The sequence below is a fragment of the Sphingomonas abietis genome (genome assembly GCF_027625475.1).
GTDB lineage: Bacteria > Pseudomonadota > Alphaproteobacteria > Sphingomonadales > Sphingomonadaceae > Solisphingomonas > Solisphingomonas abietis.
The window spans coordinates 975,368-1,001,101 of record NZ_CP115174.1 but is presented as its reverse complement, the minus strand read 5'-3'; the positions used below and the strand labels follow the sequence as shown (position 1 = coordinate 1,001,101).

The 25,734-nt window shown below is 67.8% G+C and carries 25 protein-coding genes; 15 read left to right on the top strand and 10 right to left on the bottom strand.

The annotated features are described in order from the left end of the window. Positions 1-15: 15 nt before the first annotated feature. Positions 16-219 (top strand): hypervirulence associated TUDOR domain-containing protein, encoded by a 204-nt coding sequence (locus tag PBT88_RS04750; protein WP_270078075.1) that lies wholly within the window; start codon positions 16-18, stop codon positions 217-219. Positions 220-357: 138 nt separating this feature from the next. Here the strand turns inward: PBT88_RS04750 and PBT88_RS04745 are convergent, their stop codons facing one another. After that, the gene (locus tag PBT88_RS04745; RefSeq protein WP_270078074.1) at positions 358-516 is read right to left on the bottom strand and encodes a hypothetical protein; all 159 of its coding nucleotides are present in this window, start codon (positions 514-516) and stop codon (positions 358-360) included. Further along, positions 509-2,575 (bottom strand): NAD(+) synthase, encoded by a 2,067-nt coding sequence (locus PBT88_RS04740; RefSeq protein ID WP_270078073.1) that lies wholly within the window; start codon positions 2,573-2,575, stop codon positions 509-511. Before PBT88_RS04740 ends, PBT88_RS04745 begins: the two co-directional genes overlap by 8 nt. Positions 2,576-2,740: 165 nt before the next feature. Here PBT88_RS04740 and PBT88_RS04735 point away from each other — a divergent pair, with 165 nt between their 5' ends. The 6 genes from PBT88_RS04735 (at position 2,741) to PBT88_RS04710 (ending at position 6,624) form a co-directional block, all read left to right on the top strand. Next, positions 2,741-3,208 (top strand): GreA/GreB family elongation factor, encoded by a 468-nt coding sequence (locus tag PBT88_RS04735; RefSeq protein ID WP_270078072.1) that lies wholly within the window; start codon positions 2,741-2,743, stop codon positions 3,206-3,208. A gap of 22 nt (positions 3,209-3,230) precedes the next feature. Further along, positions 3,231-4,208 carry a quinone oxidoreductase family protein gene (locus PBT88_RS04730; RefSeq protein ID WP_270078071.1) on the top strand — a complete coding sequence of 326 codons (978 nt, stop codon included), beginning with the start codon at positions 3,231-3,233 and terminating at the stop codon, positions 4,206-4,208. Positions 4,209-4,294: 86 nt separating this feature from the next. Further along, entirely contained in the window at positions 4,295-4,570 is a 276-nt protein-coding gene (locus PBT88_RS04725) for an HU family DNA-binding protein (protein WP_270078070.1), read from the top strand. Between the two features lie 4 nt (positions 4,571-4,574). Continuing rightward, a complete protein-coding gene (locus PBT88_RS04720) occupies positions 4,575-5,075 on the top strand; it encodes a YbaK/EbsC family protein (RefSeq protein ID WP_270078069.1) in 501 nt (166 codons plus the stop codon). 137 nt (positions 5,076-5,212) lie between these two features. Continuing rightward, positions 5,213-6,118 (top strand): GGDEF domain-containing protein, encoded by a 906-nt coding sequence (locus PBT88_RS04715; protein WP_270078068.1) that lies wholly within the window; start codon positions 5,213-5,215, stop codon positions 6,116-6,118. Beyond that, entirely contained in the window at positions 6,115-6,624 is a 510-nt protein-coding gene (locus tag PBT88_RS04710; RefSeq protein WP_270078067.1) for a GAF domain-containing protein, read from the top strand. Before PBT88_RS04715 ends, PBT88_RS04710 begins: the two co-directional genes overlap by 4 nt. 6 nt (positions 6,625-6,630) lie before the next feature. Here the strand turns inward: PBT88_RS04710 and PBT88_RS04705 are convergent, their stop codons facing one another. From PBT88_RS04705 to PBT88_RS04690, 4 genes are all read right to left on the bottom strand, one after another. Further along, entirely contained in the window at positions 6,631-7,002 is a 372-nt protein-coding gene (locus tag PBT88_RS04705; protein ID WP_270078066.1) for a hypothetical protein, read from the bottom strand. Positions 7,003-7,202: 200 nt separating this feature from the next. Then, a complete protein-coding gene (locus tag PBT88_RS04700) occupies positions 7,203-7,817 on the bottom strand; it encodes a TetR/AcrR family transcriptional regulator (RefSeq protein WP_270078065.1) in 615 nt (204 codons plus the stop codon). Between the two features lie 135 nt (positions 7,818-7,952). Continuing rightward, positions 7,953-9,374, bottom strand: coding sequence for a hypothetical protein (locus PBT88_RS04695; protein WP_270078064.1), 1,422 nt, complete (start codon positions 9,372-9,374; stop codon positions 7,953-7,955). A 77-nt stretch (positions 9,375-9,451) separates the two neighbouring features. Beyond that, a complete protein-coding gene (locus PBT88_RS04690; protein WP_270078063.1) occupies positions 9,452-11,233 on the bottom strand; it encodes an SLC13 family permease in 1,782 nt (593 codons plus the stop codon). A 127-nt stretch (positions 11,234-11,360) separates the two neighbouring features. Between PBT88_RS04690 and PBT88_RS04685 the strand changes: the two genes are divergently transcribed. The 3 genes from PBT88_RS04685 to PBT88_RS04675 are packed head-to-tail and all read left to right on the top strand — an operon-like array spanning position 11,361 to position 14,373. Beyond that, on the top strand, positions 11,361-12,200 hold the full coding sequence (locus tag PBT88_RS04685; RefSeq protein ID WP_270078062.1) for a cytochrome b/b6 domain-containing protein: 840 nt from the start codon (positions 11,361-11,363) through the stop codon (positions 12,198-12,200). After that, on the top strand, positions 12,197-12,961 hold the full coding sequence (locus tag PBT88_RS04680; RefSeq protein WP_270078061.1) for a molybdopterin-dependent oxidoreductase: 765 nt from the start codon (positions 12,197-12,199) through the stop codon (positions 12,959-12,961). The genes PBT88_RS04685 and PBT88_RS04680 overlap by 4 nt, the downstream gene beginning before the upstream one ends. Positions 12,962-12,978: 17 nt before the next feature. After that, entirely contained in the window at positions 12,979-14,373 is a 1,395-nt protein-coding gene (locus PBT88_RS04675; protein WP_270078060.1) for an L-serine ammonia-lyase, read from the top strand. Positions 14,374-14,510: 137 nt separating this feature from the next. Here the strand turns inward: PBT88_RS04675 and PBT88_RS04670 are convergent, their stop codons facing one another. From PBT88_RS04670 to pstS, 4 genes are all read right to left on the bottom strand, one after another. After that, positions 14,511-15,341 carry a phosphate ABC transporter ATP-binding protein gene (locus PBT88_RS04670; RefSeq protein WP_270079179.1) on the bottom strand — a complete coding sequence of 277 codons (831 nt, stop codon included), beginning with the start codon at positions 15,339-15,341 and terminating at the stop codon, positions 14,511-14,513. A 50-nt stretch (positions 15,342-15,391) separates the two neighbouring features. Further along, complete coding sequence (gene pstA / locus PBT88_RS04665) at positions 15,392-16,231, bottom strand: phosphate ABC transporter permease PstA (RefSeq protein WP_270078059.1); 840 nt, start codon at positions 16,229-16,231, stop codon at positions 15,392-15,394. Between the two features lie 10 nt (positions 16,232-16,241). Next, entirely contained in the window at positions 16,242-17,204 is a 963-nt protein-coding gene (pstC, locus tag PBT88_RS04660; RefSeq protein ID WP_270078058.1) for a phosphate ABC transporter permease subunit PstC, read from the bottom strand. Between the two features lie 82 nt (positions 17,205-17,286). Further along, entirely contained in the window at positions 17,287-18,324 is a 1,038-nt protein-coding gene (gene pstS, locus PBT88_RS04655; RefSeq protein ID WP_270078057.1) for a phosphate ABC transporter substrate-binding protein PstS, read from the bottom strand. 437 nt (positions 18,325-18,761) lie between these two features. Between pstS and PBT88_RS04650 the strand changes: the two genes are divergently transcribed. From PBT88_RS04650 to mdoH, 5 genes are all read left to right on the top strand, one after another. Continuing rightward, the gene (locus PBT88_RS04650) at positions 18,762-19,931 is read left to right on the top strand and encodes a D-alanyl-D-alanine carboxypeptidase family protein (protein ID WP_270078056.1); all 1,170 of its coding nucleotides are present in this window, start codon (positions 18,762-18,764) and stop codon (positions 19,929-19,931) included. Positions 19,932-20,011: 80 nt separating this feature from the next. Next, the gene (locus tag PBT88_RS04645) at positions 20,012-21,298 is read left to right on the top strand and encodes a L,D-transpeptidase family protein (RefSeq protein ID WP_270078055.1); all 1,287 of its coding nucleotides are present in this window, start codon (positions 20,012-20,014) and stop codon (positions 21,296-21,298) included. 95 nt (positions 21,299-21,393) lie between these two features. After that, entirely contained in the window at positions 21,394-22,062 is a 669-nt protein-coding gene (locus tag PBT88_RS04640; protein ID WP_270078054.1) for a murein L,D-transpeptidase catalytic domain family protein, read from the top strand. A gap of 104 nt (positions 22,063-22,166) precedes the next feature. Beyond that, on the top strand, positions 22,167-23,693 hold the full coding sequence (locus PBT88_RS04635; RefSeq protein ID WP_270078053.1) for a glucan biosynthesis protein: 1,527 nt from the start codon (positions 22,167-22,169) through the stop codon (positions 23,691-23,693). A gap of 187 nt (positions 23,694-23,880) precedes the next feature. Continuing rightward, positions 23,881-25,734 carry a glucans biosynthesis glucosyltransferase MdoH gene (gene mdoH, locus PBT88_RS04630; protein WP_270078052.1) on the top strand — a complete coding sequence of 618 codons (1,854 nt, stop codon included), beginning with the start codon at positions 23,881-23,883 and terminating at the stop codon, positions 25,732-25,734.

Sequence of the window (25,734 nt, the reverse complement as noted above, 5' to 3'; positions counted from 1 at the left end):
GGACAGGAGATCGACATGGCCGACCCCAAGGCAGGCGACAAGGTGAGCTGGAAATCCCATGGCGGCACCGCCGAGGGCAAGGTCGTGAAGACGCTGACGAGGCGCACCTCGATCAAGGGCCACACCGTCGCGGCGAGCAAGGACGACCCGCAGCTGCTGGTCGAGACCGACGAGGGCAAGCAGGCCGCGCACAAGCCGGACGCGCTGACGAAGCGCTAAAGCTGCGAGCCTTGCGCTGAATCCGTTCGCACTGAGCTTGTCGAAGTGCGTGCTTCCAGGGCGGCACCTGCGGCACGTCCTTCGACAAGCTCAGGACGAACGGCCAAAATACGGGCGAGGCTTGTATGCCGATCGGCCCTAAGGCTTTCCCCTGCCGTTGGCCTTCCAATATTGCCTCATAATCTCCTGCCGTGCGCGCCGGAAGGCGAGGACAATCAGCCGGGCGAGCGCATATTCGAACAGGGCGTAGCCGCAGAAAATCGCGACGAGCAGAACGCCCAGTTCCGAATTACTCACTGGGTTTTCCGGGCACCCGCTCCAGCGCCGCCAGCCAGGGCGCCGCGGTGCCGTCGGACGGGGCCCGCCAGTCGCCGCGCGGGCTCAGCGCGCCCGCGGTCGAGACCTTGGGGCCGTTGGGGATCGCCGAGCGCTTGAACTGGCTGGTCTGGAAGAAGCGGCGCAGGAACAGCCCGAGCCAGTGCCGGATCGTCGGCAGATCGTAGGCCACGCGCTGCGCCGCGGGCACGCCGGGCGGCCAGTCGCCGGCCTCGGCATCGCCCCACGCCGCCAATGCCAGCCAGGCGATCTTGGCCGGGTCCATCCCCCAGCGCACGACATAATGGAGGAAGAAATCGTTGAGCGCATAAGGCCCGATCTTCGCTTCGGTCGACTGGATCGCGCCATCCGCCCCCGCCGGCACCAGCTCAGGCGAGATTTCGGTGGCGAGGATGCGGGCCAGCACGTCGTCGGTGGCGGCATCGAACTGGCCGGTCTGGATGCACCAGCGGATCAGGAACTGGATCAGCGTCTTGGGCACCCCGGCATTGACCGCATAATGGCTCATCTGGTCGCCGACGCCATAGGTACACCAGCCCAGCGCCAGCTCGGACAGGTCGCCGGTGCCGACCACGATCCCCTCGCGCTGATTGGCGAGGCGGAACAGATAGTCGGTGCGCAAGCCGGCCTGCACATTCTCGAAGGTGATGTCGTAGACCGGCGCGCCCCCGGCGAAGGGATGGTCCATGTCCTCCAGCATCCGGGTCGCGGCGGGGCGGATGTCGATCTCGGCGCCGCTGATGCCGAGTGCGTCCATCAACGCCCAGGCATTGGCCTTGGTGTCGGTGCCGGTGGCGAAGCCGGGCATGGTGAAGCCGAGGATGTCGGCGCGCGAACGGCCGAGCCGATCGAACGCCTTGGCCGCGACGATCAGCGCATGGGTCGAATCGAGCCCGCCCGAGACGCCGATCACCAGCCGCTTGGCGCCCGAGGCGGCGACGCGCTTCGCCAGCCCCTCGACCTGGATGTTGAACGCCTCGAAGCAATCCTCGTCGAGCCGGGCGGGATCGTCGGGCACGAACGGGAAGCGGGCGACGGCGCGGTGCAGGCCGATATCGGCGAAGGACGGCCGATGATCGAACGTCACCCGGCGATAGCGCGTCTCGGGATGGCCGGCCGCGACGGCGGCGTCGTTGAAGGTGCCGAAGCGCATCCGTTCGGCCCGCAGCCGGCCGACATCGACATCGGCGATGGTCAGTTCCGCCACCGACGCAAAGCGCGTGGAGGACGCCAGCTCGTCGCCCAGCTCGTGGACGAAGGCCTGCCCGTCCCAGCTGAGATCGGTGGTGCTCTCGCCCGGCCCGGCGGCGGCGAAGACATAGGCCGCGCAGGTCCGCGCCGAATGGGCGGCGGCGAGCAGCGCGCGCTCGCGCGCCTTGCCGATCACGATGTTGGAGGCCGAGAGGTTGCACAGGATCAGCGCCCCGGCGAGCGCGGCTTGGGTGGAGGGCGGCGTCGGCGCCCAATAATCCTCGCAAATCTCCACCCCGAAGATCAGGTCGGGGAGGTCGGCGGCGGCGAAGATCAGGTCGGTGCCGAACGGCACGGTCTGGCCCGCCACCTCCATCGTCAGCCCGGTCAATCCGGCGCCCGACGCGAACCAGCGCTTCTCATAATATTCGCGATAATTGGGCAGGAAGCTCTTGGGCACCACGCCCAGCACCTTGCCGCGCGCGACGACGATCGCGGTGTTGTAGAGCCGGCCGTTACGGTGGAGCGGCGCGCCCAGCACCAGCACTGGCTTCAACCCGGCGCTGCCCGCCACCACCGTCGCGATCGCCTGCTCGGTGGCGGCGCGGAACCCGTCCTGCAGATGGAGGTCGTCCACCGCATAGGAGGACAGGTTGAGTTCGGGATAGACGACGAGATCGACCTGCGCCGCATCCGCCTCGCGCGCCAGGGCCAGCGCGGCCTGCGCATTGGCAGCGGGATCGCCCGCCGTCGCGATCGGCGTCGCCGCCGCAACCCGCACGAGGCCATGGGTATGGATCGAATGAAAATGCGTATTCGCCTTGCTCACGCAACGCTCCCGGCTGTTCGTCACCGCCTCTAGCGATTTATGCGGGCGGGCGCATCACGCAACACGTGCGGGACATGCGCCGCATTGCCGAGCGCCGGCGACGTCGGCGCACTGGCGGAACGATCCGACTTCTCCCATGTTGGCCGATTGACCGGGAGAGAAGACGTGAGCGTAGCGTTTCGCCGCGATGGCGATGAGGAACATAAGGAACCGAAGTTCGAGCTGCCGCTGCCCGCCGGCCCCAATCTGGTGACCGCGCGCGGCCTCGCCCTGATCGAGGCGAAGGTCGCGGAGCTGGAAGCCGCCGATACCGCCGCGCTGGCCGAAGCCGATCGCGAGCAGCATCTGCGCACCCTGCGCTACTGGCGAACCCGGCAGGCGACCGCCCAGCCGGTATCGCCGCCGGCCGACGACGAGATCGCGTTCGGATCGCGCGTCGCCTTCACCCTCAACGGCCAGACCAAGCAGATCGATATCGTCGGCGACGACGAGGCCGAGCCCCATGCCGGCCGCATCGCCTTCTCCGCCCCGCTCGCCCGCGCCATGATCGGGGCCTATCCCGGCGAACAGCTGGCGTTCGGCGGCAAGGCCGATGCGCTCGAAATCCTGTCGGCCGGGGCGATCCCCGCCTGACCCCCCTCGATAAGGAAGCAGCATGTCCGATTTCCGCATGATCATCCGCCAGACCGGCGGCCCCGAGGCGATCGAGCGCGAGGCGATCAGCCCGGTCGATCCCGGCACCGGCCAGGTCCGGGTGCGGCAATCGGCGATCGGGCTGAACTTCATCGACACCTATCATCGCAGCGGCCTCTACACGCTCGACCTGCCAACCGGGCTCGGCAGCGAGGCGGCCGGCACGATCGAGGCCGTCGGCGACGGCGTGGAGGGGCTGGCAGTCGGCGATCGCGTCGCTTACGCCGGCGGCGCGCCCGGCGCCTATGCGACGGTGCGGACGCTGGCCGCAGACCTGCTGGTGCCGCTGCCCGACACGATCGACGATCGCACCGCCGCCGCCGCGATGCTCAAGGGCATGACCGCCGCCTATCTGATCGGCCCCTGCGCGCGGATCGAAGCCGGGCAGACCGTGCTCGTCCATGCCGCCGCCGGCGGGGTCGGCTCGATCCTCGTCCAGTGGCTGAAGGCATTGGATGTCACCGTGATCGCCCATGCCGGATCGCCAGCCAAGGCCGAGCAGGCGCGGCAGCTCGGTGCGCACCACGCCCTCTCCTGCCCGTTGGATGCGCTCGCCACCGAGGTGCGCGCGATCACCGGCGGCCAGGGGGTCGCGGTGGCGCTGGATGGGGTCGGCAAGGCCAGCTGGGATGCCTCGTTGCAGTCTCTCGCGCGGCGCGGCCTGCTCGTCACCTACGGCAATGCCAGCGGTGCCGTCGCGCCGATCGACGTGCTGTCGCTGTCCAAGGCCGGCTCCGTCTTCGTCACCCGCCCGACGCTCGCCGATTATGCCGGCAACGCCGCCGAACGCCGCGATCTCGCCGGCAAGCTGTTCGACGCGATCGCCGGTGGCGCGGTGACGATCCCGATCGGCCAGACCTTCGCGCTGGCCGACGCCGCCGATGCCCATCGCGCGCTGGAATTCCGCGCCACGACGGGCGCGACGGTCCTTCTGCCCTGATTTCGCCCAAAAACGCCGGAGACACTGGACCTTGGCGGATTTCCCCGTCTATGTGCATCGGCTTCGTTAAGGAGGAGACGAGTTCCATGAACAATTCCGAGCTCGCCGAGCAGATTGCTGCCGGCCACGACCTGTCGAAGGCAGACGCCCGCAAGGTCGTCGACGCCGTTTTCGCCGCCATCACCGATGCGGCTGCCGCCGGCACCGAAGTCTCGATCAGCGGCTTCGGCAAGTTCAAGGTGAAGGACAGCCCCGCACGCGAGGGTCGCAACCCGGCCACCGGCGCCGCGATGACCATCGCCGCTTCCCGCAAGCTCGGCTTCTCGCCTGCCAAGGCGGTGAAGGACAAGCTGAACGGCTGATCCGTTGAGTCTCGAATCCGTTCGCGCCTTCCTCGCGGAACACGCGCCGGATATCGCGATCATAGACCAGGGTGCCAGCACCGCCACGGTTTCCGAGGCGGCGCTGGCACTGGGGGTCGAGCCGGGCCAGATCGCCAAGACGCTGTCGATCAGGATCAACAACGAAGTGATCCTGATCGTCGCGCGCGGCGACGCCCGGCTCGACAACCAGAAGACCAAGGCCGTCTTCGGAGGCCGCTCGCGGATGCTGGGCGCCGAGGAGGTCGAGGCCGTGACCGGCCATCCGATCGGCGGCGTTTGCCCGTTCGGGCTGGCCACGCCCCTCCCCATTTATTGCGACGTGTCGCTGCGTGATTTCGCCGAGGTCTATCCGGCTGCCGGATCGCGCACATCCTCGGTGCGATTGACGCCCGGTCGACTCGCGACGCTGACCGATGCCCGCTGGGTCGGCATCTGCGTGCCGCCCGCACCGGCGCCCGTGCCGCCGATCACCGCAAAACTCTAAAAACCAGCCCGATTCTCAATGTCCGGGTAATAAATCGAGATTAATCCTCCGATCCTGTTTCGGAGAAGCCTGTGTTGCGGCAACCGCCTACCGCCTCGAAATTATCGTCCCTTTTCGCCGCGATGGCGGAGGCGTCGATGCGCCTGCCGCGGTCGCGGGCATGGGCGCTGCTGGTGATCGCGATGGCGGCCACCATCGTCCTCGATTTCTCGACCGGCCCGCAGTTCAGCCTGGTCGCTTTCTATCTCGCCATCGCCTGCTTCGGCTCCTGGTGCATCGGCGAGCGGGTGGGGCTGGCGGTGGGGGCGATCTCGGTGCTCGTCCAGCTTGCGGTGCATAGCGTCAACGGCCCGGCGTCCACCATCACCGCGGCGGCGCTGGCCTGGAACATGGTCGGTCGTGCGATATCGATGACGGTCCTGGTCGCGCTGGCCAGCGGATTGCGCCGCTCGCTCGATCAGGCCCGGTGGAGCGCCGCCACCGATGCGTTGACCGGGGTGCTCAACAAGGCCGCCTTCCAGCACCGGCTCGCGGCCCAGATCAGCCAGGCCCAGCGCCGTGGCGATGCCCTGCTGATGGCCTATTTCGACCTCGACGGCTTCAAGCGCGTGAACGACGATTTCGGCCATGCCGCCGGTGACAGATTGCTCTCCACCTTCGCCGAGCAGGCCAGCCAGGCGATCCGCGCGCATGATCTGTTCGCACGGGTCGGCGGCGACGAGTTCGTGGCGCTGATGACGGTCCCGACCTGCTACCAGGGCGATGTCGCGGCCGAACGGCTGCACCATCGGATGAGCCAGATCCTCCGCGAGACCGGCTATGCCGTCACCTGCAGCATGGGTGCGATGGTGGTGGAAAGCCGCTCGATCCGATCGGCGGAAGCGCTGGTCGAGGCGGCGGACGGCCTGATGTACGAGGTCAAGCGCTCGGGCAAGAACGCGCTCCGCGTCGCCCGCCTCGATCTCCAGCCGGCCTATCAGGAATCACCGACGCCGATTTCCGGTCGGCGCGCCGGCAAGGCCCCGATGGCGGACGCGGCATGACGCTCTATTATACACCCGCCAATCGTCCCGCGGACGAGGATGACCGCCAGCGCGCCGTCGACCAGTCCGGCTTTCTCGACGCTGCCGGCGATCCGGTTCTGGCCTCCATCCTGCGTGAGGCGGCAGAGCTGTTCGCCACGCCGATGGCGGCGATCTCGATCGTGGATCATGACCGCCAGTATTTCCCGGTTGAAATCGGGCTCGGCACCTCCGAGACGCCTCGCGCCGCATCCTTTTGCGCGCATGCCATGGTCGATGGCGACCATGTCTTCCAGGTCGGCGACACCCACGCCGATCCGCGCTTCGCGGGAAACCCGCTTGTCCTGTCCGGCCCCGAGATCCGCTTCTATGCCGGCGCCCCGCTGGCGGCGGAAAATGGCCAGCCGCTCGGCGCGCTGTGCGTGATCGATCGGGAGCCCCGCCCCCTGCCCAGCCAGGATCAGCTCGACAGCCTGTCGCACCTCGCGCGGCGCGTGCTGGCGCGCGCCGCGCAGATCAGGGGGTAAGCCTGCTCAGCGGCTCGCGAGCTGGCTGCGGCTGGTGGCCACGCTGGCGAGCAGCAATTCCAGCTGATCGGCGGAGAAGCCCTCCGCCTTGAACGCCTTCATCGCCGACACCGGCGCCTGATAGCCATGGTGCCACGCCAGCACCGCCAGGCGGCGCAACGCCTCCAGCCGGGGGCTCGCCAGACGGCGATCGATGGTGCCGCCGAACAGCCAGGCCATGGCGCGGGCCAGCCGGCCCGGCTCCTGCAGGCTCGCCAGACCGTCATGCCGGGCGAGCACGATGATTTCCCATTCCTGCCGCTCGAACACGGCCGGGATGGAGGATGCGAAAACCGGCGCTGCACCGGCGAAACCCTCACGGGTATCGAGATAGGCCATGGGTATTCCCTTCGGACGAACAGAACCGACCGGCGGGCCAGAGCCCCGTCCGTCATCGATCCCGGATGATCAAGCATGTGATCGGGAGCCTTGCCCCCTCTCAGCGGCCGCCGATGGCAACCCCTTTACTACTGAGCAGTATATAAAGAACCGACGCCGAAAACGTCAACCACTTTCCGTACCGATCGGTAGACTTTTTTCTAGCGGCCTGGCCAGACGACCAGCGCGGTATCGACCATACGGCCCAGATCGGCACAACTCATCCCCGCCCCGGCCTGCACGGAAAGCCCCTGGAGCAGCGCAATCAGATAATGGGTCAGCGCCTCCGGCTCGAGTTCCGCCGGCAGATCGCCTTCCTGCTTGGCCCGCTCGAAACGCTGGACCAGGGCCGCGGTGGACGAAACGCGGCGCGCCACCACCTCGGCCTTGATGCCTTCCGCTTCGGCGCCGCAGGCGACGCTGGAGATGACGCCCAGGCAGCCCTTGGGATCGCAGGCGCTCATCTGGTTGGCGAGCGCCCCGCGCAGCAGCCGGTCGGCGACGCCGCGGGCGGTCGGCGCCTCGAGCGCCGTGTTCATGAAGGCGAGCTTCTCGGTCTCGTAGAGATCGAGCGCCTTGCGGAACAGCGCCTCCTTGTTGCCGAAGCAGGCATAGAGGCTGGGCCGCGTGATGCCCATCGCCTCGGTCAGTTCGGTGAGCGAAGCGCCCTCATATCCGCGTGTCCAGAACACGCGGAGCGCCGCCGCCAATGCCTCTGCGGCATCGAACTCGCGCGGCCTGCCACGCGTGGCAACGGCGGTCTCAGTGTTTTTCATACCGCTCGATATAGTGAAGCAAGGCTGATTCGTCCACTACGCCGCCCGGGGCGAAACGGAAAGCCCAAAGCGTCACATTTCCGACATGGACGCGCCGTGCCGATGCCGGCCACGGCTATCGGTCCCGCCGCCCGCTCAATAACCGAGCGGCGGCGCCCCGGCCCGCAACACCACCGACAGCAGGCAGACGCCGGCCATCACCGCCAGCGTCACCATCAGCCGCCCCTTCGGCACCCCCCGGCAGCTGCCGAGAAGCACGGCGGCCAGCGCCGTCGCGGTGAACAGCCAGAGATGGTAGCGCAGATCGGAGGCGATGCTCACCACCGCGAAACTGGCCGTCATCAGCAGCGCCGAGAGGATCAGCGGAAGCCCGAACGCCCGGGCCGGCTGGTCCGGCGTGCCGAGCAGCGTCCAGCCGAGCAGCGCGGCCAGTATCAGCCACACCGCCGGCGATCCGGCCGGCGTCTCGTCCACGGCCATCGTCACCGCGCGCATCGTGTCGGTCGCCATCGTCTCGCCGCCGCCGACATTGTAGAGATTGGGGGGCGTCTTCGCCGGCGCCGCATTGCTGTGCTCGTCCACCGGCACCCGGATGCGCAGCGTCGCGTTCAGATGCGCGAGGCGGTGTTCGAGATAGGCCAGCGGATGGGCGACCACCGCCGAGACCCAGTGGCGATAGACCGGCGGCGGGCCATTGTCGTCGGCCAGCATCGCGTCGGCCATCGGGCCGCAGCGCGCATAATCGGCGAAGGGATCCCAGAAGAACGGCGTGTAGCAATGCAGCCGCTGCGCCCGTGCCCAATCCTGCCGCGACAGGCCGGGCATCGGATCGAGCGGCGCGCGGGTCGCGATGCCGGCCAGATCGAACAGCGGCAGCGTATATTGCACGCCCGATCGATCGGCGCCGAGCAGGCCATGGTTGATCGGCCCCGACGCGCCCAGCACCAATCCGGTGGCGGCGAGCAGCAGCACCGCACGCGCCCACCAGCGCTTCAACCCGAACCATCCCGCCCAGGCCAGCGCCAGCGGCGCGATCGCGAACACCGAATTGGCGCGCAGCAGCACCGCATAGCCGAGCAGCACGACGATCAGCACCACCGCCCACCAGGGCGTCGGCCGCCGCGTCAGCCGAAACCGCGCGAGCAGACCGGTCGCCGCCACCGTCGCGCCGATCAGTTGCGCATCCTTGTCGATCACCACCAGCCAGTCGATCATCGGCGGCAGCAACCCGATCAGCAGCGCCGCCCAGCCCGCCTTCGGCGCGCCCGCGCGGTGCAGCGCCACGGCGAGCAATCCCAATCCCAGCCAGTAGAGGCCGAGCTGGACAAGCAACATCGGCCCCGTTCCCCACGCCCCCATGCGGAGGAACCACGACCACAGCTGCGCCATGATCGGCGGGTGCCAATCGTCGAAATGGTTGGTGACCGCCTGCGCGAACTGCCCGGTCGCATCGAAGCAGGCGACGCCGGGCCAGAACAGCCCGAAACAGGCGACCGCCAGCAGCAGGGCAACCAGGATGGGCGGAGCGATCGCCCCGGAAGTCTTCGATCTTGCCACGTCTTCTCCGTCCGGACCCGCTCCTGGGAATCCCCCGCCCCTCTTGGGGGCAAGCTCGCCCTTTCGACAAGCTCGGATCAGTGCGCCGCCAACGGCCAGAACAGGGCGATCAACGGCGTGCCGACCAGAATCACCATGATCGAGAGCGGCGCGCCCAGCCGCGCATAGTCCCAGAAGCGGTAGCCGCCCGGCCCCATCACCAGCGTGTTGCACTGGTGCCCCACCGGGGTGAGGAAATCGCAGCCCGCGCCCGTCGCCACCGCCATCAGGAACGGGTCCGGGTTGAGGCCGAGCTGCCTGGCGACCGCCACCGCGATCGGCCCCAGCACCAGCACGGTCGGCGCATTGTGGAGGAAGGGCGAGCAGAGCATCGCCGTCACCATCAGCGTGCCGAGCACCAGCATCGGCGGCGCGCCGGTCAGCAGCGTCGCCAGCCCGTGCGCGATCAGATCGGTGCCGCCGCTGTGCTGGACCGCTTCGCTGATCGGGGTCAGAGCGCCGATCAGCACCAGCACCTCCGGCTCCAGCGCGCCATAGGCCTCGCGCATCGACAGCGCGCCGAGCACCACGATCAGCACCGCCGCGCCGAAGAAGCCGGCCGCCACCGAGATGATGTTGCACGCCACCAGGATGATCGCCACCGCCAGGATCGCGATCGGGCCGAAGCGCTGGCGGCGATTGCCGAGCTTCACGCTGCGTTCGGCCAGCGGCAGCAGCCCCGCCTGCCCGACGAAATCCCCCAGGCCCTTCTCGCCGGCCTGGAGCAGCAGCACGTCGCCGGCGCGCAGCGTCACGTCGCGCAGCCGCTTCGTGATGCGCTGGCTGGATCGGCCGACCGCGAGCAGCTTGACCCCGTAGCGCTCCTGGAGCCGCGCGCGCTGGGCGGAACTGCCGATCAGACTCGATTCCGGCTGGATCACCGCCTCGAGCGAGCGCACCTCCTCGTTCGGCACGGCCTTCTCGATCGCCGCCTCGTGCCGCGCGGGCTTCAGCGGCGTGCGACCGAACAGTTCGGCGAGCGCATCGTCGTCGCCCTCCAGCAGCAGCACCTCGCCGGGCCTGAGCGGCGCGGCGGGGCTCGCCGACACCCGCTCGCCATCGGCGCGCTCGATCGCCACCAGCTCGACGCCATTCTCCATCAGCTTGAGATCGGCGATCGTCGCGAAATCCTTGGGCAGTTCGTCGGGAACCGTCGCCTCGGTGGAATAAGAGGCGGTCGAGACCAGTTCCTCCAGCCCGCCCCCGCCGCTGCGCTCGCGGGGCAGCAAGCGCCAGCAGATGCTCACCACGACCAGCCCGAGCAGGGTCAGCCCCAGCCCGACCGGGGCGAAATCGAACATGCCGAACGGCTTGCCGAGCGCATCCTGACGCACCTGGCTGACGATGATGTTGGTCGAGGTGCCGACCAGCGTCACCAGCCCGCCGAGCAACGACATAAAGCTCATCGGCATCAGCAGCGCCGAGACCGAGCTGCCTTCGGTGCGCCCGAGCTTGAGCGCGGTCGGCATCAGGATCGCCAGCGCGCCGACATTCTTGGTGACGATCGAGAGCAAGGCCGTGACCGCCGCCATCACCGGCACCTGCACGCTCAGATGCCGGAGCCGCGAAAGCAAAGGCCGCAGCGCGGTTTCGATCACGCCGGACTTGGCGATCGCCGCCGAGACGACCAGCGCCGAGGCGATGATCACCACCACGTCGCTGGTGAAGCCGGTGAACGCCTGCTTCACCGGCACCACCCCGACCGTCATGCCGATCAGCAGCACGACAAGCGCGACGAGATCGTAGCGGAAGCGCCCCCAGGCGAAGGTGGCGATCGCGCCAGCGACCAGCGCGAACGACAGGATTTGGGGCGTCGTCATGAAACTCCTGATACAGGCGGGAGAAAGGAAGGGTCGCAACCGTCGCGGATACGCGGGAAACCGGTAAGGTTGCGCCCGTGTAACCGATCGGCTCAATGGCACGAAAGCCCCCGCGAGGAGAGCATGGATGACGCAAGACGAGGACGCCACGCCGCCGGCCGCCCCTGCGGACGCCGACGGCGCGCGCGGCGGCGATATCGTCGCGCGCCACCGGCTCGTCACCCGGCTGTGGCATGGGACCAACGCGTTCAGCGTATTCGTGATGCTGATGAGCGGGCTGATGATCTTCAACGCCCATCCGCACCTCTATTGGGGACAATATGGCGCGAACTTCGATCATAGCTGGCTGGACATCCTGCCGGGCCGCGTGCGCGTCGGCCCGTGGACGATCCCGACGCCGGGCGTGCTCGGGGTCCAGGCCGGCGGCCGCATCGTCGCCTTCCCGCCGCTGGTGACGATCCCTTCGCATTATGATCTCGCCAGCGCCCGCCAATGGCATTTCGCCTTCGCCTGGCTGCTGGTGGTGCCGGGGCTGCTCTTTGGGGCGTGGGGGTTCGCCGCCCGCCATTTCCAGCGCGATCTCGCGCCCAGCGCTGCGGAGCTGAAGCCCGCGCATCTGCTCCACGACATCGGCCGCCATGTCCGCCTGCGCTTCCCCACGGGTGCGGCGGCGCGGCGCTACAATATCCTCCAGAAGCTCGCTTATCTGACGGTGCTGTTCGTGCTGCTGCCGGGCGTGGCGCTGACCGGGTTGACCATGTCGCCGGCGATGGACGCGGCATGGCCATGGCTGCTCCATCTGTTTGGTGGCCGCCCGTCGGCGCGCTCGATCCACTTCCTCTGCGCGTTCGGGCTGGCGCTGTTCATCCTCGTCCACCTGGTGATGGTGGTGCTGGCCGGGCCGATCAACGAGATCCGTTCGATGATCACCGGCCGCTACCGCCTGCCGAAGGAGAAGGGCGAATGAGCATCCGCCTCTCCCGCCGCACGCTGATCGGTTCGCTGGGGACAGGCGCCGGCGGGCTGCTGCTTGCCGGCTGCGACAAGATCAACGCCTCGCCGACCGTGCAGACCCTGCTCGGCGTCGGCGAGAAGGCGACCTTCGCTGCGCAGCGCGTGGTGGCGGATCGCGCTGCACTGGCGCCCGAATATGCGGCGTCGCAGATGTCGCCTTTCTTCCGCACCAACGGCGTCTCGATGCCCTCGACCAACGCCTATGCCGCCCACCTCGCCAGCAATTTCGCCGACTGGCGGCTGGCGGTGGACGGGCTGGTGGCGAACCCGCTGGCGCTCTCGCTCGACCAGATCCGCGCGGCGCCGCGCCGCACTCAGATCACCCGCCATGATTGCGTCGAGGGCTGGAGCGCGATCGGCCAGTGGACCGGGCTGCCGCTCGGCATGCTGCTCAAGCAGGCGGGGCTCAAATCCTCAGCCCGCTACATCGTCTTCCACTGCGCCGACGAATCGCGCGGCGTGCCTTATTATGAATCGATCGACCTGATCGACGCCTTCCACCCGCAGACCATCCTCGCCTGGGCGATGAATGGGCAGCCCCTCGCTGTCGGCCACGGTGCGCCGCTGCGGCTGCGCGTCGAACGCCAGCTCGGCTACAAGCAGGCCAAATATGTGATGCGCATCGAGGCGGTGGCGAGCCTCGCCGGGATCGGCGGCGGCAAGGGGGGCTATTGGGAGGATGTCGTCGGCTATCAGTGGTATGCGGGCATCTGATCGGGCATAGCGCGGCCATGGAGAGCAGCCCCCTTCTCGCGCCGGAAAGCGCCGCCCACGGCCTTGCGATCAGCGTCGCCGAATTGTTCACGATCGGCATCGGCCCGTCGTCCTCGCACACCGTCGGGCCGATGCGCGCGGCGTTCGATTTCGCGCGGGAGTTCGTCGAGGACGGCATCGTGCCGGTGCGGGTCAAGTGCGATCTCTACGGATCGCTGTCGCTGACCGGCCGGGGCCATGGCACCGATGGCGCGGTGATCCTCGGCCTGGCCGGCGAGACCCCCGAGGGCGTCGATCCGGATGCGGTGCCGGCGCTCGTCGCGCGCATCCGGGCGCAGCAGCGCCTGCCGCTCGGCGGCGGCGCGGAGGTGCCGTTCTGCGAGGCCAAGGATCTGGTCTTCCACAAGAGCTTCCTGCCCGCCCATCCCAATGGCATGGCCTTCACCGCGGTGCTCGCCGATGGCAGCCGGATCGTCAGGCGTTATTACTCGATCGGCGGCGGCGCGATCCGCATGGAGGGCGAGCAGCCCGTCCGCGCCAATGTCGAGATCCCCTACCCGTTCGGGTCTGGCGCCGAACTGCTGGCGATCGGCGACGCCACCGGGCTGTGCATCGCCGATATCGTGCGCGCCAACGAGGCGGCGTGGCGGGACGAGGCGGAGACCGACGCCTTCCTGATGTCGGTGCGCGCCGCGATGTTCGGATCGATCGAGCGCGGCTGCCATGGCACCGGCGAACTGCCCGGTGGCCTGAAGGTCCAGCGTCGCGCGCGGGCGATGCGCGAGCGGCTGCTCGAACGCGGCCCTCGCGCCGACCCCGGCCTCGTCTTCGAATGGGTCAGCCTCTACGCGCTCGCGGTGAACGAGGAGAATGCCGCCGGCGGCCGCGTCGTCACCGCCCCCACCAACGGCGCGGCCGGCGTGATCCCCGCCGTGCTCAAATATTACGAGACCTTCGTCCACGGATCGGACACCGCCGGATCGCGGCGCCTGCTCTACACGGCCTCGGCGATCGGCTTCCTGTACAAGAAGCGCGCCTCGATCTCGGCCGCCGAGATGGGCTGCCAGGGCGAGGTCGGCGTCGCCTGCTCGATGGCGGCGGCGGGGCTGGCCGCCGCGCTCGGCGGCTCGAACCGCCAGGTCGAGAATGCCGCCGAGATCGGCATGGAGCATAATCTCGGGCTGACCTGCGATCCGATTGGAGGCCTGGTCCAGATTCCCTGCATCGAGCGCAACACGATGGGCGCGATCAAGGCGATCAACGCCGCCTATCTGGCGCTGCACGGCGACGGCCGCCACATCGTCAGCCTCGACCAGGTGATCGAGACGATGCGCCAGACCGGCGAGGACATGAAGAGCAAATATAAGGAAACCAGCCTCGGCGGCCTCGCCGTCAACGTGGTCGAGTGCTGAGCGCAAAGTCGAACCACCACCGGATACCCGCCTGCCGGACGCCGCATAAACCGGCCGAGGTTCCGAGACACAAAAAGCCCGGGGCGGCCGCATCCGATGCGGCCGCCCCGGGCTTTTGTTCACCCCCGAGGCGGAGATCAGCCGAAGCGGCCGGTCACATAGTCGCGGGTGCGGGTGCTCTGCGGGCGCTCGAACAGCTCCGCGGTCGGGCGGAACTCGATCATCTTGCCGAGGAACATGAAGCCGGTGTGATCGGAGATACGCGCCGCCTGCTGGAGATTGTGCGTGACGATGACGATCGAGAAATCGTCGCGCAGCTCCATCAGCGTCTCCTCGAGCTTGGCGGTCGAGACCGGATCGAGCGCCGAGGCCGGCTCGTCGAGCAGCAGGACTTCGGGCTCCACGGCGATGCCGCGCGCGACGCACAGGCGCTGCTGCTGGCCGCCCGACAGGCCGAGGCCGGACGAGGCGAGCTTGTCCTTGACCTCTTCCCACAACGCGGCGCGGCGCAGCGAGCGCTCGACGATCACGTCCATCTCGGCCTTGGACTTCTTCTGATAGAGGCGCACGCCGAAGGCGACATTGTCGTAGATCGACATCGGGAACGGCGTCGGCTTCTGGAACACCATGCCGATGCGCGCGCGCAGCGCCGAGGTGTCGAGCCCGGCCGGGTCGATCGCGACGTCCCCGTCGCGCGCCTTCAGGCGGGCGACGCTGGCGCGATCGGTGAGGATATCCTTGCCGTCGAGCAGGATCCGGCCGGTCGCATTCTGGCCCGGATAGAGATCATAGATCCGGTTGAGCGCGCGCAGCAAGGTCGACTTGCCGCAGCCCGAAGGCCCGATCAGCGCGGTGATCTTGTTGCGTTCGACCGGCAGGTCGACGCCCCAGAGAGACTGGTTCTTGCCGTAGAAGAAATCGAGCTTGCGCGCTTCGAGCACCAGTTTGTCGGTGGCCGGAACGGTCATGATCGGTGCGTCGACGGGGGCCGCGACGGCCGCGACGGAGGCTACGTCGTTCATGGGCGGTGAGACTCCCGGGCGACAAGGCGCCCAATCGTGTTGACGGCAAGGACGGCGACCGCGATCAGCAACGCGCCCACCCAGGCGAGGCGCTGCCAATCGTCATAAGCCGAAAGGGCGAACTGGAAAATCGTGGTCGGCAGGCTCGCCATCGGCTTGGTGATGTTGGCGTTGAAGAACTGGTTGCCAAGCGCGGTGAAGAGCAGCGGCGCGGTCTCGCCCGAGATGCGGGCGAAGCCGAGCAGGCCGCCGGTGAACAGGCCGGCGCCCGCCGCCTTCCAGATGATCGAACGGATCACGAAGCCGCGGCCGGCACCGAGCGCCATGCCGGCCTCGCGCAGCGTGTTGGGCTGGAGGGTGAGCATGTCCTCGGTGGTGCGGGTGACGATCGGCACCGCCAGCATCGCCAGGGCGACGCCGCCGGCGAGGCCCGAGAAGCCGTGGAACGGCTTCACCAGCAGCTCGTAGACGAACAGGCCGACCAGGATCGACGGTGCCGAGAGCAGCACGTCGTTCATGAAGCGGACGACCTGGCCATAGCGGGTCTTGCCGCCATATTCGGCCAGCCAGGTGCCGGCGAGGATGCCGATCACGACGGCGAAGACCATGCCGATCAGGCACATCACGATCGATCCGACGATCGCGTTGCGCAGGCCGCCGGGCGAACCGGGCGCCGGCTGGTCCATCGTGAAGATCTTGAAATCGAGCCCACCGACACCCTTGATCACGAGCGACCAGAGGATGAGCACGAGGGCGGCCAGGGCGACCAGCGTGGCGAAGCCACACAGGCCCACGAACACGCTGTTGGTGATCTTGCGGCGGAGAGCGCGGTCCATCAGTCCCTCCTCAATGCTTTTCGCTGGCGAGCAGCAGACGGGCGACGGCGAGCACCGCAAAGGTCAGCACGAACAGCACGAAGCCGAGCGCGATGAGCGCGGAGGTGTGCATGTCGCTGGTCGCCTCGGCGAACTCGTTGGCGATGGTGGAGGCGATCGTCGATCCGCTGTCGAACAGCGAATGCGGGAAACCGTGCGAATTGCCGATGATGAAGGTCACCGCCATCGTCTCGCCCAATGCGCGGCCGAGGCCGAGCATGATGACGCCGACGGTGCCGCGCTTCACATAAGGCAGCATCACCTTGCGGATCACCTCGAAGCTGGTCGAGCCGAGCCCGTAGGCGGCTTCGCGGACCTGCGAGGGAATGGTGAGCAGCAGCTCGCGGAACACCGCCGCCATGTACGGCAGGATCATGATCGCCAGGATCAGCGAGGCGGTGAAGATGTTGGCGCCGTTGGGAATGCCGGCGAACACCGCCTGCACCCAGCCGGGAAGGCTGGTGCTGGTCATGATCGGCAGCTGGACATGCAGCGCGAACCAGGGCGCCAGCACGAACAGGCCCCACATGCCGTAGACGATCGAGGGAATGCCGGCGAGCAGCTCGACCGCGACCGCGATCGGCTTGGCGATGTTGCGCGGGCAGAATTCCACCAGGAACACCGACACGCCGAGCGCCAGCGGCAGGGCGATGACCAGCGAGAGGATCGAGGTGACGATCGTGCCCACGATCGGGCCGGCGGCACCATAGACCTCGGTCACCGGATTCCAGTCGGTCGAGGTCAGGAAGCCGAGGCCGAACTGGCGGAAGGCGGGCCAGCCGCCGATCGCGAGGCTGATCACCACGCCGGCCAGCGCCGCCAGCAGCAATGTCGCCGCACCCAGGCACAGCCAGCGGAAGATCGTCTCTCCCAGCGCGCCCTGTCCCCTCGCGTCGCGGGGATCGGTATCGATATCCATCGTCGTGGCCGTCATGCCCCGCCCTGTCGAAATGGGTGTCACAGGTCGATGGGGGCGCCCCGAAAGGCACCCCCATCATCGTCACTTTAGCGTCAGATTACTGACCCGTGTAGACCGGCTTGCCGCCGGACGTCACGTTCGCAATCCACTGCTTGCGGATCAGGTTCTTCACGCTGAGCGGCAGCGGCACATAATCGAGCGACGCGGCCGCCGGATCGCCGTTCTTGTAGGCCCAATCGAAGAACTTCAGGACCTGGTTGCCGGCAGCGGCATTGTCCTGGTTCTTGTAGACCAGGATGAACGTCGCGCTGGTGATCGGCCAGCTGTTGGCGCCCGGCTGATCGAGCAGGAGCAGGTAGTTGCCCGGAGCCTGGGCCCACTTGGCACCCGCGGCAGCGGCGCCGAAGCTCGCGGCGACCGGCTGCGGATACTTGTTGTTCTTGTTCTGGACGAGAACATAGGCCGCGTGGTTCTGCTTGGCATAGGCATATTCGACATAGCCGATCGAGCCCGGGGTCTGCTTCACGAACGCCGCGACGCCGTCATTGCCCTTGCCGCCGAGGCCGGTCGGCCAGTTGACGGAGTCGGACGCGCCGACCTTGGAGGCCCAGCCCGCGCTCTTCATCGAGAGGTAGGAGGTGAAGCCAAAGGTGGTGCCCGAGCCGTCCGAACGATGCACGACGGTGATCGGCAGCGACGGCAGCTTCACGCCGGGGTTGTTCTTGACGATGACGGGATCGTCCCACTTGGTGATCTGGCCGTAGAAGATGGCAGCCAGCATCGGGCCGGTCAGCTTGATCTCGCCGGCGGTGATGCCGGGGATGTTCACGACGGGGACGATGCCGCCCACCACGGTCGGGAACTGATAGAGGCCGGCAGCGGCCAGGTCTTCCGGCTTCAGCGGCTTGTCGGACGCGCCGAAATCGACGGTCTTCGCCTTGATCTGCTTGATGCCGCCGCCCGAACCGATCGCCTGATAGTTCAGGCCGGTGCCGGTGGTGGCCTTATAGGTTTCGGCCCACTTGGAATAAACCGGAGCCGGGAACGTCGCGCCGGCGCCGGAAATATCGACGGCAGACGCAGCGGAAGCGAGCAGCCCGGCGATGCCGGCGGCTACCACGAAAGTCTTGAACATGATGCATGTCTCCGAATGCCGGCGATTGCCCCTCCGGCTGGCACCGCGTCTAGGTAAGCCCTGTTACGGCTCTGTGACAGCCCCCGGCGGCATGTCACAAACTGGAGCAAAGCCGCGGATTCGCGTGGGTAAAGATTGATCTTCCCGGCGGATTTTCTATCTCCCGGCCGAGACTGGCCGTGCGAATCGCGAGATCAACCGCAGTACCGCACTGCGCCAGACCGTTGAATGCGGGCGCCGGCCCGATGCAGGAACAGTTGGCGAGTGTGCTGGTAAAGCCTATGATTTGGAGAGAGGCCTTCTGCCTCGATGTTCAGGGCGGGATGCTTGCAGACTCATCTTCCGAACCGCGCACGGGAAAGCGCGCGGTGATCAAAGCGATTCCATCGGCCCGCCGCCCGGCACGGCTCCGCCTAGCCCTCATCATGATGCAGCGGATGGTCGTGGCCCGAGCGGCCACGGCGCGCCTCGCCGCCCTGCCGCTCGCCGCCCTGCCCCTCGCTGCGCTGTCCTGGCTCATCCTGCTCGCGGCGTGGGCCATCCCCGGCATGGCGGACGCCGCCGCCCCGCCGCGCTATGCAGCCTTCATGGTCGACGCCAATACGCGTGAGGTGCTTTACGCCAATGCGCCGGACGAGCTGCGCCACCCCGCCTCGCTGACCAAGATGATGACGCTCTATCTGGTGTTCGACGCGCTGGAGTCCGGCCGGTTGAAGATCAGCGATCCGGTGTTCGTCTCGCGCCACGCCGCCTCGATGAAGCCATCCCGCCTCGGCCTCGCGGTCGGCGAGAGCATCAGCGTGGACAATGCGATCTCCGTGGTGGCGGTGAAGTCCGCCAACGACATCGCCGTGGCGCTCGCCGAGAAGCTCGGCGGCACCGAACCCAATTTCGTCGCGATGATGAACGCCAAGGCGGCGATGCTGGGGATGCGCAACACCCATTATGCCAACGCCTCGGGCCTGACCGACCCGACCAACGTCACCAGCGCGCGCGATCTGGCGATCCTGAGCCTGGCGCTGGTGCATGATCATCCGCGCTTCTACAGCTATTTCGGCGAACGGGACTTCGTCTTCGCCCGCTCGACGATGATCAACCACAACCATCTGCTCGGCAAGCTGGCCGGCGTCGACGGGATCAAGACCGGCTATACGGTGGACAGCGGCTTCACCGTGGCCGCGTCGGCGCAGCGCGGCAATCGCCGGCTGATCGCCGTCGTCCTCGGCGAGCCCAGCCTGATCGCCCGCAACCGCGACGCCACCGCGCTGCTCGACGCCGGCTTCTCCGTGCTCGATCGGCGGGGCCTCGGGCAGGCGGTGACGGTGGCATCGGTGCTGCCGAGCCTCGACCACCCCGCGCTCCGCGTCGAGCCGGCGATCGAACAGGGCGCGGCGGATGAAAATGCCGTCGTCCAGGCGGCGCCGGTTCGCCAGGCATCACGCGGCCGGTCGGCGCATGGCCGCGTGCATGGCCGGATCGCCGCCACCGGAACCTCCTCGCGTCATGCCAGAGGCGGCAAAAAGGCATCCCGGGCCACCCACGCAGCCAAATCGAGATCGACCGCGAAGACGAGCGCGGCGAAGAGCACGCATCGACATCATCGCTGAGCCGGCTCATAGCGGACGGGCGCGGAGAATCGCGGCCGCGCGCCGGTGGCGGGGGCACCGCCGACAAGGATCACATGGTCATGCCGCGTATCTGGGTCGGGGCCTTGGCCGCCTCTTCCGTCTCGCTGCTCGTCGCGGCGGCGACGTTTCTCGTCTGCACGCACATCGGGGTGCCGGCTGAGCGCGCCACGGCCCCGATCAAGCCGCCGCCACCCACACCGCATTGGACCGGTGCAACGCTGCACCAGTTGCTCGATGCGGTGAACGCCTCACGCGCCGAAGGGCTGCGCCCACAGGATTACCGGCGCGACGAACTGGCCGGCGCGCTGCGCACCGGCGGCAGGGTCGCCACGATCGATGCGCTGGCCACCGGATCCGCGCACGCGCTGGCGCATGATTATGCCGATGGCCGCGTCACCCATCGCGCCACCCGGTTCGATTGGCATATCCCCAATTCGACCGCGGCCCTGGCCACGATGGACGCCGATATCGCCGATGCGGTGAATGGAGGCAGGCTGACCGCCTATCTGCATGGGCTGCTGCCGCAGGATCGGCGCTACGCCGCGCTGCGCGCTGCGCTCGACGCGACGCCGGACAGCGAGGCCGCGCGCCATGACGCGATCCGCGCCTCGATGGAGCGCTGGCGCTGGATGCCACGCGCGCTCGGCACCAACTATATCTGGGTCAACGTGCCCAGCTATCGGCTCGCTTTCTATCGCGGCGATCGGGTGGCCGCGATCCACGACGTGGTGGTGGGCGCGCCCGAGACGCCGACGCCGATGCTCTCGGCCACGGTCGGCTCGATCATCGTCAATCCCTGGTGGACGCTGCCGCCGACCGTGCTGCGCGAAGGCAAACGCTATGCGCCCGAGAAAGGCTATGTCTATCAGACGATCGGCGGCAGGATCTATGTCCGCCAGCGCCCCGGCCCGATGAACGCCCTCGGCCGGATGAAGATCGACATGCCCAACGCCTGGGCGATCTACCTGCACGACACCCCGGCCAAGAGCGGATTTCTCCGCACCGACCGCGCGCTCAGCCATGGCTGCATCCGCGTGAAGGATATCGCGACGCTGGCGACCCAGCTCTATGATCCCGCCGCGATCGACGGCGCGCTCCAGACCTATCAGATGAAGACGCTGGAGATGCCGACCCGGCTGCCCGTCTATATCGTCTATTTCACCGCTGCGCCGGATGCCAACGGCCAGATCGTCACCTATGGCGATCCCTATGCGCGTGATCCGGAATTGATCGCCGCACTGAATCGCGATCCAACCGCCTCCGGAACGAAGAAAAACACGGCGATTCACGACATGATGACGCCCGTCGCGGCGAATCGTGCGATCAACACGGCGGATCGCCTCTAAAACCAGGGAACCTTCTCTTCTGTTATCGGAGTCTTGGGCGCGCTTCTGTTATAAGCCCTTTCGCGAAGGCTGGGGTTGCAGAAGGATCGTTCGAGTTGGATTCATTCCGGGGGGCGTTTTCGCGCCGTGAGATTCTCCGCACCGGCACCATGGTCGCCGCCGGTATCGTAGCAGGCCCTGCACTGGCCCAGATCAATTCCGGCCTTCCTGGCCTTGGCCGTCCGACCGCGACGGCGATGCCGGCGAGCCCGATGACGATCCGCCCCGATCTGTTCCGCCGCGCCCTCGCCGCGCTGCAGAAGCATGGCGATCGCATTCCCAATCACGACAAGATCGCGCTGGTCGATTTCGATCTCTCGTCCGCCCAGCCGCGCTTCCATATCGTCGATCTCGCCTCGGGCCGCAGCCGCTCGATGCTGGTCGCCCACGGCCGTGGCTCCGATCCGGCCCATTCGGGTTTCCTGATGCGCTTCTCCAACGAAATGGGATCCTATTGCTCCTCGCAGGGCACCTATCTGACGAGCGACATCTATGTCGGCCAGCATGGCCGTTCGCGCCGTCTGATCGGCCTCGATCCGACCAACAGCAATGTCGAGCCGCGCGCCGTCGTCGTCCATGCCGCCTGGTATGTGAGCCCGGACATGGTCTCCCAGCATGGCAAGCTCGGCCGTTCGGAAGGCTGCTTCGCGCTGTCCACCTCGGATCTCGAAGATACGCTGCAAAGCCTCGGCCAGGGTCGGATGATCTACGCCGACAAGGTATGACGCGAACGGGGTGACGGAAACGGACCGCGCGCCCTTGCAACCTTTTCGTCCCTCGACCTATTTGTCGTTCCATGACGACAACGACGCCCCCCACGACCGTGCCCATGACGAGCAGGCGTACCTTGCTGGCCGCCTTCGGCGCCATCGCGGCGCTGCCCCCGGGCGGTCTGCTCGCCGCCACCAGGGGGGAAGGCCAGCCCTTCTCCTGGCCGAAGCTGAAGGCCCTGGCCGCGCAGATGGCGGGCCAGCCCTACAAGGCGCCACCACCGCCGCCCGCCGGCGCCGACAAGATCACCTATGACGCCCTGAACGCGGTGCAGTACAAGGCATCGGCGACGCAGTTGCGGACGCCGGGCGGTGGCGGCGGGGTCCGCTTCTTCCCGATAAACCATTTCCAGCCTCAGCCGGTCGAGATCTTTCTGGTCGAGGGCAATGTCGCCAAGCCCTTCCACTACGATCCCGCCGTGTTCGACATGCCGGCCGACGGCCCGCTCGCCCAGATGGGCGGCCACGCCGGATTCTCCGGTTTCCGCGCGATGAACGCGGCCGGCACGAGCGACTGGCTCGCTTTTGCCGGCGCCTCCTATTTCCGCTCGTCGGGCGCACTCGATCAATATGGCCTGTCGGCGCGCGGCATCGCGATCGACAGCGGCGGGCCGGGTGCCGAGGAGTTCCCGGCCTTCACCAAGATCTGGCTGGGCCGCGGCGAAGACGGTTCCCTTCTGGTCGACGCGCTGATGGAAGGGCCGAGCATCGTCGGCGCCTATCGCTTCATCAATCGCAAGACCGATGGCGGCGTGATCCAGGATGTCGAGGCATCGCTCCATCTGCGCAAGGATGTCGCCCGGCTCGGCATCGCGCCGCTGACCTCGATGTTCTGGTACGATCAGGCCGAGCGCACGCGCGCGACCGACTGGCGGCCCGAGGTGCATGATTCCGATGGCCTGCTGATCCATAACGGCGCGGGAGAGCTGCTGTGGCGCCCGCTCAACAATCCGGCGGCGCCGACCGCCGACAGCTTCGGCGATCGCAATCCCAGGGGCTTCGGCCTGCTCCAGCGCGATCGCAACCATGATCATTATCAGGACGACGGCGTCTTCTACGAGAAGCGCCCGTCCGCGTGGGTCGAGCCCAAGGGCGATTGGGGTGCCGGTTCGGTGATGCTGGTCGAACTCGTCACCACCGACGAGACCAACGACAATGTCGTCGCCTTCTGGGTGCCTGCCGCGCCGGCGAAGGCGGGGATGCATTACGACCTTTCCTACCGGCTCAGCTGGATCGCCGGCGAACCGATCATTAATGGTCCGGCACGCGTCGTCGATTGGTGGAAGGGCGCCGCCGGCCGGCCGGGCCAGCCGGTCGTCGCCGGCTCCACGAAGATCGTGATCGATTTCGAGGGCAGCGTGCTGTCCGGCCTCGGCCGATCGAGCGGCGTGACGCCGGACGTCAGCGTCAGCCACGGCAAGGCCGATCTGATCGCCGCCTATCCGGTGGTGGGCCAGGCCGATCGCTGGCGGCTGATGATGGACGTGACCCCCGACGGCAAGGCGCCGGTGGACATCCGCGCCGCGCTGCGCCGCAACGGCACACCGCTCACCGAGGTCTGCCTCGCGCAAATCGCGGGTGCGTGATCGCAGGCTGGTTCATCCCAGTCGGGAACCAGCCCGCCGCCATGGTGTTGTGGCCCTGTTGCCCATGCTGCACAGCAGCGTGGGCGAGGATGCGTGGCGGGGCGTATCGATCAAATGATGTGAGGTTCGGGGTTTGAACAACGAAAGACTCGGCGGGGCCGCCGCCAGTCCCTGGGGATCGTCGCCCATGCCGGATATGCCGGCCGAGACGCCGATCATGATGCCGGTCCAGGTGCTGGAAACGGCGCCCGAACCCACCCGACCACCCCGCACCTCGCCGCACGGCATGACCGAACGGCGGCTGCTGCTGGTGCTGGGCACGCTGATTATCGCCATTTTCGGTGCAGGAGAAATCACACGCAGCCTGTCGAGCGACGGCATCTCGGCGATCGACGTCGTGCTGATGCTGCTGTTCGTCGCGCTGTTCGCCTGGATCTCGTTCGGCTTCCTCAACGCCTTCGCGGGCTTCCTGCTGCTCGTCTCCGGTCGTTCGGTGCCGACCCCGGCCGCCTCGCCGTCGGCGATGCCGACCGGGCGCACCGCAATCCTGCTGCCGATCCACAATGAAGAGGTGGAGCCGGTCTTCGCCCGGCTGCGCGCCATGTCACGCTCGATCGCGGCGGCCGGCGGCACCCAGCTCTTCGAGTTCTTCATCCTCTCCGATTCCAAGCCCGAAAATGAAAGCGCCGAGCATCGCGCGTTTCGGCGCCTGCGCACGCTCAGCCCGCTGCCGGTCTGGTATCGGCGCCGGCTGATCAACGAAGCGCGCAAACCCGGCAACATCGCCGACTGGGTGCGGCGCCATGGCGGCGCCTTCGATTATATGATGGTGCTGGACGCCGACAGCCTGATGGCCGGCGCCGGGGTGATGCGCCTCGCCGCCGCGATGGACCGCCATCCGCAGGTCGGGCTGCTCCAGACCATCCCGATGGTGGTCGGCGGCGAGACCCTGTTCGCGCGCTGGCAACAGTTCGCGGCGCGGCTCTATGGTCCTGTCTTCTCGGCGGGCCTGCTCTGGTGGTCCGGCGCGGAATCGAGCTTCTGGGGCCACAATGCGATCATCCGCACCGCCGCCTTCGCCGAATCCTGCGGCCTGCCCAAGCTCTCCGGCCCCGAACCCTTCGGCGGCCATGTGATGAGCCACGACATGTTCGAGGCGGCGCTGCTGCGCCGCCGCGGCTGGGCCTGCCATATGGTGGCGATGCAGGACGGCACCTACGAGGAATATCCCCCCACCTTCGTGGAACATGCCGCGCGCGATCGCCGCTGGTGCCAGGGCAATCTCCAGCATCTGCGGATGCTGGATACCGCCGGCTTCCACTGGGTCAGCCGGCTCCAGCTGCTGATGGGCGCCACCGCCTATCTCACCTCGCCGCTCTGGCTGATGCTGCTCGGCGTGAGTGCGATCGTCGCGGCCCATTCCGAGGGCGAGATGCAGATCATCGCGCCGTCGGGCTGGCTGTTGGCGCTGACCATCGTGCTGCTGTTTGCGCCCAAGTTCATGGCGCTCGGCTGGATGCTGGCCGATCCGGTGCGGCGCGGCGGCTTCGGCGGGCGCTGGGCGCTGATCAAGAGCGTGGTGGCCGACATCCCGCTTTCCGCCCTCGTCGCGCCGATGATGATGATGACCCAGACGCTTGCGGTGGTGGACATCCTGCGAGGCCGCAAGAGCGGCTGGGACGTCCAGAACCGCGTGTCGGACGGGATCGCGCTGTCGGACGCCGCGCGCCATTATCGCCCGCACCTGATCCTCGGCGGTGTGATGGCGGCAGCGGCGATCCTCGGCTGGCAGCCGGCGATCTGGATGAGCCCGATCTTTGCCGGCCTGCTCGCCTCGCCCTTCCTGGTGGCATGGACATCGCGCGGCTCGCTGGGCCGTGCCTCGGCCCGCCATGGCCTGTTCCTGATCCCCGAGGAACGCCGCCCCAGCCCACTGATCCGCGACGCCCAGCCGACGATCGAAGATCGCAGCGAACCGCTCGGCGGTTCGGGCGAGCGTCGCTGGTCCGGCGCCAACGAGTTGCAGGGCCAGACGCTGTAA